The following is a 15445-nucleotide window of genomic DNA, read 5'->3' as shown; positions in this document are numbered from 1 at the left end:
TTGAAGTACGCAATGTAAGCCTTACCCACCGCGCTTAGGGCAATCCCCAGCCACGGTGTATTTGAGGGTGTTGAGTTGGCCCTTGGAGTCTTCGTAGGTCATTGCGGCCGGCACCGCAGCGCAAGCCGCTTGCGGGCGCACCACACTGACCACTTTCACCACATCCAGCTTCATCCCGTACGCATAATCCTTAACCACCGGCGCAGCTTTACCCTGGTCGGCGGCGTACTGTTCCATGGCTTTGGCATTGGCGCTGAGCGCACGCTCAAACGTGCGATCGCCGCCGCCCTCAGCAAACACATTCAGGGACATCGCCATCACGCTGGCGAACGTCATCAACTTGATCAATTTCATGTTCATCACCTTCATAAAAAAGCCCATCACCGGAATTCGATGACGGGCTTGTTCAAGTGCGGCACGCTTACAAGTCTTTGGTCTTATCGTCCTTCTTTTCATTGACGACGACGGTGTCGCGGGCCTGTTCCTTGGCGACGAACAGCTCAACGGAACGGTCTTTGGCCGCCATCATTCTTGCGAATGTCCTGTCGCCGCCACCGGCCGCCATGACCACAGAAGACATCACCAACGCCGCTGCAAACGCACCCAGTTTTACAAGTTTCATCTTTGATTCCTCGTTTAATTAACTAACGGGATCAAGGTAACAATCCGAACCTTTCGTGACGGTGGCGTGCAAATTACATATCCGTTATGTGCGCGCTAAACCTGTAGAAGTGAGCCTGCTCGCGATGACGGTGGGTCAGTCAATGAACGTTTGCCTGATAGACCGCTATCGCGAGCAGGCTCACGCCTACAAGGGATCAGTGGGGTCCTCATCCCTGCGATGGGCGAGCTGATACAGCGCCGGCAAGATCAGCAACGTGAGGAGGGTCGAGGACACGATTCCGCCGATCACCACCGTCGCCAGCGGCCGCTGCACCTCTGCCCCGGTGCCAGTCGCCAGCGCCATCGGAATGAAGCCCAGTGACGCCACCAGGGCCGTCATCAACACCGGCCGCAACCGCGTCAGCGCACCCACGTTGATCGCATCAGACAGCGAACGCCCCTCCTCGCGCAAATTGCGGATGAACGCGATCATTACCAACCCGTTGAGCACCGCCACCCCCGACAGCGCAATGAATCCGACGCCTGCCGAGATCGACAGCGGGATGTCCCGCAACCACAACGCCATGACGCCACCGGTCAAGGCAAACGGAATCCCGGTGAACACCAGCAGCCCGTCCTTGAGGTTGTTGAACATCATGAACAACAAGCCGAACACCAACAGCAGCGCCACCGGCACCACGATCTGCAAGCGCCTGGCCGCCGACTGCAATTGCTCGAACTGGCCACCCCAACTGGTCCAGTAGCCCGCCGGAACCTGCACATCGCGCTCGATCACCTCGCCGGCCTCTTTAACGAACGAACCAATGTCGCGCCCACGCACGTTCGCGCTGACAATCACCAGCCGCTTGCCATTTTCGCGACTGACCTGATTGGGTCCGAGCACCAGATCGAGGCTGGCGACGTCCTTGAGTGCGATGAAGCCAATCTGGCCGGCAGTGCCATTGAGCGGCGCCGGCACCGGGATCAGCAGCGCCGACAGGCCGTCGATGTCCTTGCGCATGGCATCGGACAGGCGCACCACCATGTCGAAACGCCGGTCGCCTTCATACAGCGTCCCGGCCTTGCGCCCGCCGACCGCCACCGCAATGGTGTCTTGCACATCGCCCACGTTGAGGCCATAACGCGCGGCCTTGTCGCGGTCGATGTTGATGGTCAGCACCGGCAGGCCGCTGGTTTGTTCAACCTTGACCTCGGAAGCGCCATCGACCTTCTGCAACGCTGCGGCCACCTTCGCCGCCGTGGCGTTGAGCACGTCCATGTCGTCGCCGAACACCTTGACCGCCACGTCGCTGCGCACGCCGGAAATCAGTTCGTTGAAGCGCAACTGGATCGGCTGCGACAGTTCATAGTTGCTGCCCGGCAACGTCGCGGCGGCTTGTTGCAGTTCGGCCATGAGGGTTTCACGGGACTTGCCGGGGTCCGGCCACTGCTCTTTCGGCTTGAGCATCACGTAGCTGTCGGAGATGTTCGGCGGCATCGGGTCGGAGGCGATTTCGGCGGTGCCGGTGCGGGCGAACACACGCTCGACTTCCGGCACTTTGCCAAGGATCAGGGTTTCCAGACGCTGCTGCATGTCGACCGACTGGGTCAGGCTGGTGCCTGGCACGCGCAGGGCTTGCAGGGCAAAATCGCCTTCGCTGAGGCTGGGCACAAACTCGCTGCCCATGCGGCTGGTCATGACCCCGCTGAGCACAATCACGCCCAAGGCCATGCCCACGGCCAGCGCCCGATGGCTCATCACCCAGGCCAACGCCGGCGCATAAACCTGGCGCGCGCCGCGCATGACCACCCCCTCCTCTTCCTTGACCTTGCCGGTCACGAACAGCGCAATGGCTGCCGGAACAAACGTCACCGACAACAGCATGGCGCCCAACAACGCGATGACCACGGTGAACGCCATCGGGTGGAACATTTTCCCTTCGACACCGCTCAAGGCGAAGATCGGCAGGTACACAACCATGATGATCAACTGGCCGAAAATCAGCGGACGCCGCGCCTCCTTGGCGGCGGCAAACACTTCGTGAAACCGTTCGGAACGGGTCAGCAATCGCCCGTGATGCTGCTGCGCATGGGCCAGCCGTCGCAAGGTGTTTTCAACGATCACCACGGCGCCATCGACGATGATCCCGAAGTCCAGTGCGCCAAGACTCATCAGGTTGGCGCTGACCTTGTTGCTGAACATGCCGGTGAAGGTGAAGAGCATCGACAGCGGAATCACCATCGCGGTAATCAGCGCCGCGCGGATATTGCCGAGAAACAGGAACAGAATCGCGATCACCAGAATCGCGCCTTCGACCAGGTTTTTCTTCACCGTGGCGATGGCTTTGTCCACCAGGTGCGTGCGGTCGTACACCGGCACCGCGATCACGCCTTTGGGCAGGGATTTGTTGATCTGTTCGAGCTTGCTGGCAACCGCTTGCGAAACGGTTCGGCTGTTCTCGCCGATCAGCATGAACACCGTGCCCAGCACCACTTCGCGACCGTTTTCAGTGGCGGCACCACTGCGCAATTCGCGGCCGATGTCCACGGTGGCGACGTTCTTCACCCGGATCGGCGTGCCGTCGACATTGGCCATGACAATGTTGGCGATGTCCTCGGTGCTCGCCACTTGCCCCGGCGCACGAATCAACAATTGCTCGCCGCTGCGCTCGATGTAACCGGCGCCGACGTTGGCGTTGTTGCGCTCCAGCGCCGTCACCAGATCGGTGAGGGTCAACTTGTAAGCCGCCAGCCGTTTCGGATCGGGAGCAATCTGGTATTCCTTGGCGAAGCCACCGATGGTGTTGATCTCGGCGACACCCTGGACGTTGCGCAATTGCGGCTTGATGATCCAGTCCTGAATCACCCGCAGATCGGTCGGCGTGTATGGCGTGCCGTCGTCCTTCAGCGCCCCGTCCTGCGCTTCCACCGTCCACAGGAAAATCTCGCCGAGACCGGTGGAAATCGGCCCCATCACCGCCTCCGCGCCCTCGGGCAATTGTTCCCTGGCGATCTGCAATCGCTCGTTGACCAGTTGCCGGGCGAAGAACAGGTCGGTGCCGTCCTTGAAGATCACCGTGACCTGCGACAGCCCCGAGCGCGACAGCGAACGGGTCTGCTCCAGCGCCGGCAAACCAGCCATCGCGGTTTCAATCGGGAAGGTGATGCGCTGCTCGGTTTCCAGCGGGGAGAACCCGGGGGCGCCGGTGTTGATTTGCACCTGGACGTTGGTGATATCCGGCACGGCGTCGATCGGCAGTTTTTGATAACTGGCGATGCCGAGGCCGGCCATGAGCAAAACGGCGAGCAGCACGATGATGCGCTGCTCGATGGCAAACTGGATCAGGCGTTCGAACATGAGAACCTTCTCGTCGAGGGGGCGTATCGGTGGGAGTCTTCAGTCACTGTCTGCGGTGAGCGTCTTTAGTGAGCGTGCTCAGCCGAGGCTTTGCCCAGTTCCGACTTGAGGATGAAGCTGCCGGCAGCAGCGACCTGCACGCCCGGCTCCAGCCCCTGGATGATTTCCACCTGACCGGCCGCGCGACTGCCCAGCTCCACCGCTTGCGCCTTGAAGCCGTCGTCGGTGCGCACAAACACCGTGGGTTTGTCCTCGACCGTCTGGATCGCGGTTTCGGGGATGGCGACCTTGACCTGGCGGCTGTCGGTGGCGACCCGGGCAGCGACGAACAGTCCCGGACGCCACGAACCTTGCGGGTTTTCCAGGGTGACGCGAACCGTCGCGGTGCGCGTCTGTTCGCCGAGCAAGCTGCCGACGTAAGCCACGGTGCCGACGACTTCGGCGTTCAATTCCGGGGCGCTGACGGTGACTGTTTTGCCCACTTGCACCTGGTTCAGGTCCTTGGGCGACACGCCGAAGGTCACCCACACCCGCGACAGGTCCGAAAGCGTGAACGCCGCCGTGGTTTCGTCAACCACCTCCCCCGGCGTCAGGTGTTTTTCCACCACCACGCCGTCGAACGGCGCGCGCAACTCATAGCGATTGCCGCCGGTGGCGACCACGCTGCCGCTGAGCACGCTGATTTTCTGCCGGGCATTGTTCAGGGCAATTTCGGCTTCCTCCAGCGCCTGGCGCGCCTGAAGGAAATCCTGCTCGGCGGAAATCTTGTCTTGCCACAACTGCTTCTCGCGCTCGTAAGTGGTGCGCGCCAATGTCAGGCGCCGCTGTGCAGCAGCTTGTTCGCTGCGCTGATCGGAGATCTGCTGACTGGCGATCACCGCCAGCAACTGCCCCTTTTTCACCGGCTGCCCGAGATTGACCGACACCGACTCGACCACCCCCGGCACGCGTGGCACAACGTGGGCGGTACGGTCTTCGTCGAAGCGCACTTCGCCGGGAAACGACAAACCGAGGCTGATGTTCTGCGCCCCGGCTTCGGCCAATTGAATGCCCGCTGTAGCAACTTGCTCGGCGCTCAACGTCAGGAGTCCTTCTTCGCCTTCGGCCTGTTCGCCGTCGGCAGCGGCGCCTGCTTCGGCGTGGTCGGCATGCTCCGCCGCCTCATCGGCGTGGGCGTCGACGGAGGCATTGCCCGTCCACATCGAACCGATGCCAATGCCCAGTGCCAACGTCGCCGCAGCGACAACAATCAGTTTTTTATCCATGGAAACTCCTCTGCGTCAGACCATCGCGCAGTCAGGTAAAAGGTGAAATTCAAGGGCTGACGGCGAGATCGCCAAAAATGCGTTCGATGCGCACCCGCGCGTCCGTCGCCTCGGCAACGGCCTGGATGTACTGGGTGCGGGCACTGATCAAGGTGCGCTGGGCATCGAGCACGTCGAGGAAGCCGAACTTGCCCATTTCGAAACCGCGGGTGGCGCTGTCAACGGCACTTTGCGCGGCGGGCAGGATGGTCTGGTTGAACGCTTTGACTTCGCCATTGGCGGTCTGCCATTGCTCCAGGGTGGTCTGGATTTCGGTGCGCAAGCGCAGCTCGGTGGCATTGCGCAGGTCCCGCGCCTGATCAGCGCGGCGCGCGGCGGCCAGCACGTTGCCCTGATTGCGGTTGAACAGCGGAATCGGCATCGACAGCCCCACCACGTTCACTCGCTCGCGCTCCGTTTCGCTGTACTGGCTGCCGACACTGACGGTCAGATCGGGCATCCGCTGTGCTTTCTCCAGCCCCAAAGAAGCTTCACGCTGATCGATCTGCAATTTGGCCAGCCGCAGCTCGGCGGTTTCGTTCAAGCGTTCGAGCAACCGGGTCGGCGGCGGTACGGCGGGCATGCCTTGAGGAGCGGCCTGCACATTCACCGACGTCGGCAGCGGTGAACCCATGACCTGCGCCAATTGCTGGTAGGCATTGCTCTGATCACGTTCGGACCGGCTCAACTCCAGCCGCACTTCCGACAATTGCACCTGCGCCCGCGTGCCTTCGACCGGTGACGATTTACCCGCCTCGATACGCCCTTGCGCCACGCGCACACCCTGCTCGGCGAGTTGCAGCGACTGACGGGACAACCGCAACCGCTGCTGGGCGGTCTGTGCGCCGGTAAACGCCTGGATCACATCGGCGCGCAAGGCATTGCGCTGGCGTTCCAGCTCGATTCCGGCGGCGTCCTGCGCGCGGCTCGCCACCTCGATACGTGCACCGCGCTTGCCACCCAGTTCAATCGGCTGGCTGAGCATCACCGTGGTGGTGCGCGAATCGCGCCGGGTATCTTCAGCCTCCCACGACACTTCGGGGTTGGGAATCAAGCCGGCCTGCTGCCGGTCCCCTTGGGCGATGCCGATTTCCCACTGCGCTGCCGCCAGGTCAGGGTTGCCGGCGAACGCCGTTTGCAGTGCCTGGTCCAGCGTCAGCGTCGAGCCGGGCAAGTCCGCTGCGAAACCTGGACCGGCCAGCCATAAAAAACAGGTGGCACTCACCACCCGCCGCGTTTTTTTCAGGCGTGATCGCGCCGTCAGTTCTCTTAAACCGGGCAATGGAATACTTCCTTAAATCAAGAATCTTCGGTGCCGCCACGGTAAAGTTCTGAACTTATCGACAAGGTGACTGGAACATTACAAATCCGTTATCCACGGTTCCGGCAAGTTGTTTTGCTCTAGCATGCGAAGTACAAAAGCCAACATCGCAATACACAGAAACAAATGCTCAGTGGTTATCCGCCGAACAGTACTTGCCCGAACTCAGTTCTCATGCAGCGGATGAAATTTTGGACACATGCACTGCGACAAGCCGTCGCAGAGGGCCGGTTTAAAGGCACAGCACCGATGTTTTTGGTTGACCCTGTAGCCACTACAACCTTTACCTTGCACACGTTGATACGGAGAACCGCTGAAGCAAAACACAAAACCCGTACAATTCGCCGTTATTGAAACCCGTCCGGACACCCTTACAAAAACAACAACTTTCCCGACCAACTTAGTTACATATCCTTTAAACAGAAGTGGTGATTAATCATGCGAATCCTTGTCGTCGAGGACGAGCTTAAAAGTGCCGAATACTTACATCAGGGACTGACGGAAAGTGGTTATATCGTTGACCACGCGGCAACGGGGGCCGATGGACTGCATCTGGCCCTGCAACAGGTTTATGACCTGGTGATCCTGGACGTGAATCTGCCCGAACTGGATGGCTGGGGCGTACTTGAACAACTGCGGCGTACCCGCTCCACCCGGGTGATGATGTTGACCGCGCGCGGTCGACTCGCCGACAAGATTCGTGGCCTGGACCTGGGCGCCGATGACTACCTGGTCAAGCCGTTCGAGTTTCCGGAATTGCTGGCGCGGGTACGCACCTTGATGCGCCGCAGCGAAAACATCCCGGTGCCACAGGTGCTCAAAGTCGCCGACCTCGAACTCGACCCGGGGCGCCACCGCGCCTTTCGCGGCGAGCAGCGCATCGACCTGACCACCAAGGAATTCGCGCTGCTGCATCTGCTGATGCGCCAGTCCGGCGAGGTGCTCACCCGCACCCAGATCATTTCGCTGGTGTGGGACATGAACTTCGACTGCGACACCAACGTGGTCGAAGTCTCGATCCGGCGCTTGCGGGCGAAAATCGATGACCCCTTCGACAACAAGTTGATTCATACCCTGCGCGGTGTCGGCTACGTGCTGGAGGCGCGGGAATGAAGCCGGTGAGCCTGTCGCTGCGCCTCGGCCTGACGGTGAGTATTCTCGGGGCGCTGTTGGTGGTGTTTCTGGCGAGCTTGGCGTATTTCGCCCTGACCCATGAGCTCAATTCACTCTCCCGGGACAGTCTGGAAAAGAAAATGGCGCAGGTGGAACACAGCCTGTCGCTGTACATCGATGCCAATGAAGTCAGTGGCAAACCGCACATTCTGCTCGATCAGGTCATGGGGCATGACAACCTGACGCTAACGATTTATGACCGCTCGAACCTGCGATCACCGTTGTTGAAGTCCGGCTCCGGCATGGCCGATCCGCGCGTCGAACTGAAGGTCATGCGGGCGGCCACCGATCAGTTGGCTTACTCCACCAGCACCGATGCCCAAGGCGTAAAGTTTCTGACCGCCTCCCGATTGATCCGCCTGAAGGACGGCACCAGCGTCCCGGTAATGCTGTCGATGGACAATGCCCACGATCAGGCATTGCTCAGTGCCTATCTGCGCACGACGCTGATGGCGTTGCCGTTGCTGCTGATCCTCATCGGCCTCTGTGCCTGGGCGGCCGTGCAGCGTGGCCTGGCACCGATGCGAGAGTTTCGTAAAGTGGCGGAGATGGTGTCGACGCAAGACCTCGACCATCGACTCTCGGTGGTGAACATGCCGCAGGAACTCAGTGAACTGGCGCAGGGCATCAATTTCATGCTGCATCGCCTCGACAGCGGCGTGCAGCAGTTGTCGCAGTTCTCCGATGACCTGGCCCACGAACTGCGCTCGCCGATCAACAACCTGATGGGCAAGGCACAGGTGACGCTCTCCCGTGAACGCACGACGGATGAGTACAAGGACGTTTTAGTGTCGTGTACCGAAGAACTGGATCGCCTTGCGCGGATTGTCTCGGACATGCTGTTTCTGGCGCAGGTCAGCCACCCGGCGGCGCTGACGCCTTTCGAGCTGATTGCGCTGGAAGATGAAGCCCTGAAAGTCGCCGACCTGTTTTCCCTGTCCGCACAGGACAAGCAGATTCAGTTGACGGTCATTGGCAGTGCCCGGGTGATGGGCGACCGGCTGATGATCCAGCGGGCGATCTCGAACCTGCTGTCCAACGCCCTGCGTCACTGCCCCGCCGGGCAAACGGTGTCGCTGCTGATTGAACAAGGCGCGACGCAGGTTTCCCTGCTGGTCAGCAACCCCGGTGCGGGCATCGAGGCGCAGCATCTGCCCCATCTGTTCGACCGCTTTTACCGCGTCGACAGCAGCCGCTGCCGTGCACAAGGCAGCACCGGACTGGGCCTGGCCATCGTGCGCTCGATCATGAGCCTGCATCAGGGCGTGGCGGAGGTTAAGAGCCTGCCGGGAGTGATGACGGTGTTTCGGTTGGGGTTTCCTGCGATTGAGGGGGTGGCGCACTGAAGCATCGTATTTGAGATATCCGCTGCCGGGGCCGGCCTCATCGCGGGCAAGCCCGGCTCCCACAGTGATCACCGTCGTCCGCAGCATGTGTGCCCCCGCTGAAACCTGTGGGAGCGTGGCTTGCCCGCGATGGCGGTGGGTCAGGCACCCACAAAAACGGCACCTTTCGGTGCCGTTCGCCTTGCTCAGTACAGAGGTTTACTTACGCGCATCCGCCCACGATTTCAGCAGCTCGTTGTAGCTCACGGTTTCGCCTTTCGGCTTCTCGTTCGCCAGTTTCGGCTTCGGTGCGCCCGGTTGATCGAACCAGTATTGCGCATCGCGCTCGGGGTTCATTTTCGGGGCGCAGGTGGTTTGCGCCTTCGAACGTTCCAGACGGGACATGATCGCGTCCTGATCCTTGGCCAGACCATCAAGTGCCTGTTGCGGGGTTTTCTCGCCGCTGGCCGCTTCGGCGATGTGGCTCCACCACAGTTGCGCCAGACGCGGATAGTCCGGCACGTTGGTCCCGGTCGGGGTCCATTGCACGCGGGCCGGGCTGCGGTAGAACTCGACCAGACCACCGAGTTTCGGTGCCAGGTCGGTCATCGCTTGCGAGTTGATGTCCGACTCGCGGATCGGCGTCAGGCCGACGATGGTTTTCTTCAGCGACACGGTTTTCGAGGTCACGAACTGCGCATACAGCCACGCCGCCAGTTTCTGCTTCTCAGGCGTGGACTTCATGAACGTCCACGAACCCACGTCCTGATATCCCAGCTTCATGCCCTCTTCCCAATACGGACCGCGCGGCGATGGCGCCATCCGCCACTTCGGCGTGCCATCGGCATTGACCACCGGCAGGCCCGGCTTGGTCATGTCGGCGGTGAACGCGGTGTACCAGAAGATCTGTTGGGCGATGTTGCCCTGGGACGGCACCGGCCCCGACTCGGAGAAGGTCATGCCCGCCGCTTCCGGTGGCGCATAGGCCTTGAGCCAGTCGACGTATTTCTGCGTGGCAAAGACTGCCGCCGGGCCGTTGGTGTCGCCGCCGCGGGTCACGCTGGAACCCACCGGGTGGCAATCCTCGACGCGGATGCCCCACTCGTCCACCGGCAAACCGTTCGGCAGGCCTTTGTCGCCGCCACCGGCCATGGAGAACCAGGCATCGGTGAAGCGCCAGCCCAGGGACGGGTCTTTCTTGCCATAGTCCATGTGCCCGTAGACCCGCTTGCCGTCGATTTCCTTGACGTCTTCACTGAAGAATTTGGCGATGTCTTCATAGGCCGACCAGTTCACCGGCACGCCCAATTCGTAGCCGTACTTTTCCTTGAACTTGGCTTTCAGCTCCGGCCGTTCGAACCAGTCGGCGCGGAACCAGTACAGGTTGGCGAACTGCTGGTCAGGCAGCTGATAGAGCTTGCCGTCCGGGGCGGTAGTGAAGGAAATACCAATGAAGTCCTTCAGGTCCAGGGTCGGCGAGGTGAAGTTCTTGCCTTCGTTGGCCATCAGGTCGGTGATCGCTTCGGTCTTGCCGTAGCGGAAGTGCGTACCGATCAGGTCCGAGTCGTTGACCCAGCCGTCATAGATGCTCTTGTCCGACTGCATCACGGTCTGCAGTTTTTCCACCACGTCGCCTTCTTGCAGCAGGTCGTGGGTCACCTTGATCCCGGTGATCTCGGTAAAGGCCTTGGCCAGCACCTTGGACTCATATTCGTGGGTGGTCAGGGTTTCGGAGACGACTTTGATGTCCATCCCTCGAAAAGGCTCGGCTGCCTTGATGAACCACTTCAATTCCGCGAGCTGCTGCTCGGCCGTCAGGGTGGACGGTTTGAACTCGGAGCCAATCCATTTCTTCGCAGCGTCTTCATAGGCGTCGGCCCAGGCCGCAGCGCTCAACCCACTGAGTGCCAGCATGGCTGCCAATGAAATGCTATGTCGCAGCTTATTGTTTTTGTCGAACATAGAGACCTCCTGTTTGATTTTCGGAGCAACATTGCCGAGCGATTCGACTAGCCCCAACGCATCACAGCCAACAGCCACACCAGGGACAACGCGGACGCTACCCAGATGCTCCAGTCGGTGACGCCGATTACCAGCAAATGCAGGTAGGCGCTGCCGAGAAGACCGATAAACAGCCGATCGCCACGGGTGGTGGCAATCGGCAACAAACCCCGCCGAAGAATGCTCGGCGAACGCAATTCCCAGGTCGTCATGCCCACCAGAATCAGGCCAATGACGATGAAGAACGCCGCGGTCGGGACCGTCCAACTCATCCATTCCATCATCAGCTCCTCATACCCGGCCGAGGGCAAAGCCCTTGGCCACGTGGTTGCGAACAAACCAGATCACCAGCATGCCCGGCAGGATGGTCAACACCCCCGCCGCCGCCAGCACGCCCCAATCGATACCGGACGCCGATACCGTGCGCGTCATCACCGCCGCAATCGGCTTGGCGTTGACCGACGTCAGCGTGCGCGCCAACAGCAACTCGACCCAGGAAAACATGAAGCAGAAAAACGCCGTGACGCCGATCCCGGAACCGATCAGCGGGATGAAAATCTTCACGAAGAACTTGGGAAAACTGTAGCCGTCGATGTAGGCGGTTTCGTCAATTTCCTTGGGAACACCGGACATGAAGCCCTCAAGAATCCACACCGCCAACGGCACGTTAAACAGGCAGTGAGCCAGGGCCACGGCGATGTGGGTGTCGAACAGCCCGATCGAGGAATACAGCTGGAAGAACGGCAGCAGGAACACCGCCGGCGGTGCCATGCGGTTGGTCAGCAGCCAGAAGAACAGGTGCTTGTCACCGAGGAAGCGATAGCGCGAAAACGCATACGCCGCTGGCAGCGCCACGCTCAGGGAAATCACCGTGTTCAGGCTCACGTAATACAGCGAGTTGAGGTAACCGGTGTACCAGCTCGGATCGGTGAAAATCACCTTGTAGTTATGCAAGGTGAAGTCCGAGGGAAACAACGTCAGGCCGCCGAGGATTTCGGTGTTGCTCTTGAAGGACATGTTCAGCAGCCAGTAGATCGGCACCAGCAGGAACAGGATGTAGATCAGCAGTGGAATCAGCTTTCTCTTGCTCATGATGGGCCTCAGCGGTTGGCGTCAGAGTGAGTCATGGCGGTGTAGAACAACCAGGACACCAACAGGATGATCAGGAAGTACACCAGCGAAAACGCCGCTGCCGGTCCCAGGTCGAATTGCCCTACGGCCATCTGGGTCAACGTCTGACTGAGGAACGTCGTGGCATTCCCAGGGCCGCCACCGGTCAGTACGAACGGCTCGGTGTAGATCATGAAACTGTCCATGAAGCGCAGCATCACCGCGATCAGCAGCACGCTTTTCAGCTTGGGCAACTGGATGTGCCGGAACACTGCCCACGCCGAGGCCCGATCAATCCGCGCCGCCTGGTAATACACGTCCGGAATCGCCCGCAGCCCGGAGAAGCACAACAGCGCCACCAGCGACGTCCAGTGCCACACGTCCATCACCAGCACCGTGACCCAGGCGTCCATGGTGTTCGACGCATAGTTGTAGTTAATGCCCATGGCATTCAGGCTCGAACCCAGCAGGCCGATGTCGGCGCGGCCGAAAATCTGCCAGATGGTGCCGACCACGTTCCATGGAATCAGCAGTGGAATGGCCAGGATGATCAGCACCAGTGACGACCAGCGGCCCTTGGTCGGCATGGTCAGGGCGATGGCGATGCCCAGCGGGATTTCGATCAGCAGCACGCAGGCCGAGTAGATGAACTGCCGCAGCAGCGAGTCATGCAGGCGCGGATCGAGCAGCACCTGCTTGTACCAGTCGGCGCCGACGAAGTAGCGGCTGGACTGGTCGAAGATGTCCTGCACCGAATAGTTGACCACCGTCATCATCGGGATCACCGCACTGAAGGCCACCAGCAGGAACACCGGCAACACCAGCCACCAGGCCTTGTTGTTTTGCACCTTGTTCATGGCTGTGTCTCCAGCAGGTAATCATCGGCATAGACCATCAACCACTGCGCCGGAAAACTGATGTACGCCGTGCCTTCGGGCACCGGTTTGTCTTCGGCCAGGCGCACTTTCAACGGCGCGCCGTCGAGGTTCAGGGTCAGGATCTTGTAGGTCCCGAGGTCTTCGATGTGTACGACCTGTGCTTGCATCGCGTCATCAAAGGGTTCTTCCCACACGTGGACGAACTCCGGACGGATGCCGACTTTCAGGGTTTTCCACTCGGACTCGGCGATGCGCTGCTGTTGCGCCTCGGACAGCGGCAGGTGCGTCGAGGCGAACCCCACGCCACCCGGTTGCGGCGTGACCTCGATCAGGTTCATCCCCGGGCTGCCGATGAAATAGCCGACAAAGGTGTGGCTCGGCCGTTCGAACAATTCCCGCGGCGTACCGAATTGCACGATCTGCCCGCCGTACATCACCGCAATTTTGTCAGCGAAGGTCGAGGCCTCCAGCTGATCGTGGGTGACGTAGACCATGGTGATGTTGAACTGCTCGTGAATCTGCTTGAGCTTGCGCCGCAGCTTCCACTTCAGGTGCGGATCGATCACGGTCAGCGGTTCGTCGAACAGGATCGCCGAGACGTCATCGCGCACCAGCCCACGGCCCATGGAGACTTTCTGTTTTTCATCGGCGGTGAGGTTGCTGGCCTTTTTGCTCAGCAACGCCTGCAGGTCAAGGACCTCGGCGATTTCCTGCACCTTGCTGTGAATTCTCGCCTCGGCCATGCCCTGGTTACGCAGCGGAAACGCCAGGTTATCGAACACCGTCATGGTGTCGTAGACCACCGGGAACTGAAAAACCTGGGCGATGTTGCGCTTCTCCGGCGTCAGGTCGTTGACCGCTTTGCCGTCGAACAACACATGCCCCTGCGAGGGGCTGAGCAGCCCGGAAATGATGTTGAGCAAGGTCGACTTGCCGCACCCCGAAGGCCCGAGCAACGCATAGGCGCCGCCCTGCTCCCAGATGTGATCCATCTCGCGGATCGCGTAATCCTCAGGGCCGGTGGGGGTTTTGGTGTAACTGTGGGCGAGGTTCTGCAAACGGATTTCGGCCATCAGGCAACCCTCGCAATACGGCGGCCGGGCGCCTGGACCAGACGTCCCTGCGCATCGAACACAAACAATTTATGGGTCGGGATATAGATGCGGATCGGTGCATCGACGTCGTATTCGTGAACGCCGGGCAAGTGCAGCACCAGCAGGAAATGCTCGTTGCGCACGTGCAGGAAGGTTTCCGAACCACTGATCTCGGCGACCTCGACGGTCACGGCCAGCTCCAGGTCATCGTCGTTGCTCGGCACCAGCGAGATGTGGCTCGGCCGCACGCCAAAGCGGAATTCGCCCTCGCCCACCGGCCGCAAATCCACGTTCAACGGGAAGTGCACGAAATTGGCGAAGCTGACTTCGTTGCCGGCAATGCGCCCCGGCATCAGGTTGATCGGCGGCTCGGAGAACAGCTCTGCCGCGAGCACGCTTTGCGGCTGGTGATAGACCTCGGACGACTTGCCGCTCTGGATCACCCGGCCTTCGTGAAGAATGGTCGTGGTGCCGCCCAGCGCCAGGGCTTCGTTGGGTTCGGTGGTGGCGTAGATGGCGATGGTGTGGCGGGCCTTGAACAGCTCGCGCATTTCCTGGCGCAGTTCTTCGCGCAGCTTGTAATCGAGGTTGACCAGCGGCTCGTCGAACAGGATCAGCTCGGCGTCCTTGACCAGCGCGCGGGCCATGGCCGTGCGCTGTTGCTGACCGCCGGAGAGTTCAAGGGGATGGCGCTGGAGAAACTTCTCGATGCGCAGCATCTTCGCGGTTTCCAGCACTTTGCTCTGGATCAGCTCATTGGACACACCGCCCTGGCGCAATGGCGAGGCAATGTTCTCGAAGACGGTCATGGTCGGGTAATTGATGAACTGTTGATAAACCATCGACACGTTGCGCAAACGCACCGGGCGCTGGGTGACATCGACGCCGTTCATGAGGATGCGGCCGCTGTCGGGCTTGTCCAGCCCGGCCATCAGGCGCATCAGACTGGTTTTGCCGGACAGCGTGCGCCCGAGCAAAACGTTGAAGGAACCGGGTTCAAAACTCAGGCAGGCATCGTCGATCCAGGTCTGGCCCTCGACGGTGCGGCTGACGTGCTCCAGGGTTAATGACATGGCTCGGCCTTTTTATTATTTGGAGTCAAGCGACCGGAGCTACAGAGCGAGTTTCGTGCCAGAAATTGCAAGCTATTGATCTGGTTTGAAAATCCTTCAGTGAAGGGTGTGAGCACTTTCGTTGCTGAACAGAAATGAACAACTGAGGCTGAACAACTGAACAATCCGCTGGTTGACAATGAACAATAGTGAACAACACTCTACA

The 15445-nt window shown here is 60.4% G+C and carries 13 protein-coding genes; 2 read left to right on the top strand and 11 right to left on the bottom strand.

Annotated elements, in window-relative coordinates:
* Nucleotides 1-21 precede the first annotated feature (21 nt).
* The 5 genes from AB4N43_RS27220 to AB4N43_RS27200 form a co-directional block, all read right to left on the bottom strand.
* On the bottom strand, nt 22-354 hold the full coding sequence (locus tag AB4N43_RS27220; protein WP_027925099.1) for a DUF2790 domain-containing protein: 333 nt from the start codon (nt 352-354) through the stop codon (nt 22-24).
* A 67-nt stretch (nt 355-421) separates the two neighbouring features.
* Nucleotides 422-622: a co-regulatory protein PtrA N-terminal domain-containing protein gene (locus AB4N43_RS27215; protein ID WP_027925098.1), complete on the bottom strand. Its 201-nt coding sequence runs from the start codon at nt 620-622 to the stop codon at nt 422-424.
* Between the two features lie 186 nt (nt 623-808).
* On the bottom strand, nt 809-3961 hold the full coding sequence (locus AB4N43_RS27210; RefSeq protein WP_027925097.1) for a CusA/CzcA family heavy metal efflux RND transporter: 3153 nt from the start codon (nt 3959-3961) through the stop codon (nt 809-811).
* 65 nt (nt 3962-4026) lie between these two features.
* Entirely contained in the window at nt 4027-5226 is a 1200-nt protein-coding gene (locus tag AB4N43_RS27205) for an efflux RND transporter periplasmic adaptor subunit (protein ID WP_460152303.1), read from the bottom strand.
* Between the two features lie 49 nt (nt 5227-5275).
* A complete protein-coding gene (locus AB4N43_RS27200) occupies nt 5276-6547 on the bottom strand; it encodes a TolC family protein (RefSeq protein ID WP_027925095.1) in 1272 nt (423 codons plus the stop codon).
* Nucleotides 6548-7024: 477 nt separating this feature from the next.
* Between AB4N43_RS27200 and AB4N43_RS27195 the strand changes: the two genes are divergently transcribed.
* Together AB4N43_RS27195 and AB4N43_RS27190 are read left to right on the top strand one after the other, a co-directional pair.
* Complete coding sequence (locus tag AB4N43_RS27195) at nt 7025-7699, top strand: heavy metal response regulator transcription factor (protein WP_027925094.1); 675 nt, start codon at nt 7025-7027, stop codon at nt 7697-7699.
* Entirely contained in the window at nt 7696-9105 is a 1410-nt protein-coding gene (locus AB4N43_RS27190; protein ID WP_059182574.1) for a heavy metal sensor histidine kinase, read from the top strand. The genes AB4N43_RS27195 and AB4N43_RS27190 overlap by 4 nt, the downstream gene beginning before the upstream one ends.
* A gap of 198 nt (nt 9106-9303) precedes the next feature.
* Here AB4N43_RS27190 and AB4N43_RS27185 read toward each other — a convergent pair whose 3' ends face one another.
* Genes AB4N43_RS27185 through AB4N43_RS27160 form a run of 6 tightly spaced genes read right to left on the bottom strand, consistent with a single transcriptional unit; the run spans nt 9304 to nt 15240 of the window.
* Nucleotides 9304-11046, bottom strand: coding sequence for an ABC transporter substrate-binding protein (locus AB4N43_RS27185; protein WP_460152302.1), 1743 nt, complete (start codon nt 11044-11046; stop codon nt 9304-9306).
* Between the two features lie 47 nt (nt 11047-11093).
* Nucleotides 11094-11366: a DUF2160 domain-containing protein gene (locus AB4N43_RS27180; RefSeq protein WP_027925091.1), complete on the bottom strand. Its 273-nt coding sequence runs from the start codon at nt 11364-11366 to the stop codon at nt 11094-11096.
* Between the two features lie 10 nt (nt 11367-11376).
* Nucleotides 11377-12177 carry a carbohydrate ABC transporter permease gene (locus tag AB4N43_RS27175; RefSeq protein WP_027925090.1) on the bottom strand — a complete coding sequence of 267 codons (801 nt, stop codon included), beginning with the start codon at nt 12175-12177 and terminating at the stop codon, nt 11377-11379.
* Between the two features lie 8 nt (nt 12178-12185).
* A complete protein-coding gene (locus tag AB4N43_RS27170; protein ID WP_027925089.1) occupies nt 12186-13052 on the bottom strand; it encodes a carbohydrate ABC transporter permease in 867 nt (288 codons plus the stop codon).
* Nucleotides 13049-14146: an ABC transporter ATP-binding protein gene (locus AB4N43_RS27165; protein ID WP_027925088.1), complete on the bottom strand. Its 1098-nt coding sequence runs from the start codon at nt 14144-14146 to the stop codon at nt 13049-13051. The genes AB4N43_RS27170 and AB4N43_RS27165 overlap by 4 nt, the downstream gene beginning before the upstream one ends.
* Nucleotides 14146-15240 carry an ABC transporter ATP-binding protein gene (locus tag AB4N43_RS27160; RefSeq protein WP_027925087.1) on the bottom strand — a complete coding sequence of 365 codons (1095 nt, stop codon included), beginning with the start codon at nt 15238-15240 and terminating at the stop codon, nt 14146-14148. The genes AB4N43_RS27165 and AB4N43_RS27160 overlap by 1 nt, the downstream gene beginning before the upstream one ends.
* Nucleotides 15241-15445 lie beyond the last annotated feature (205 nt).

This window comes from Pseudomonas sp. S2_B07, assembly GCF_054668435.1.
Note: the sequence above shows the minus strand (reverse complement) of the source record. Positions and strands in the feature narration are given on the sequence as shown.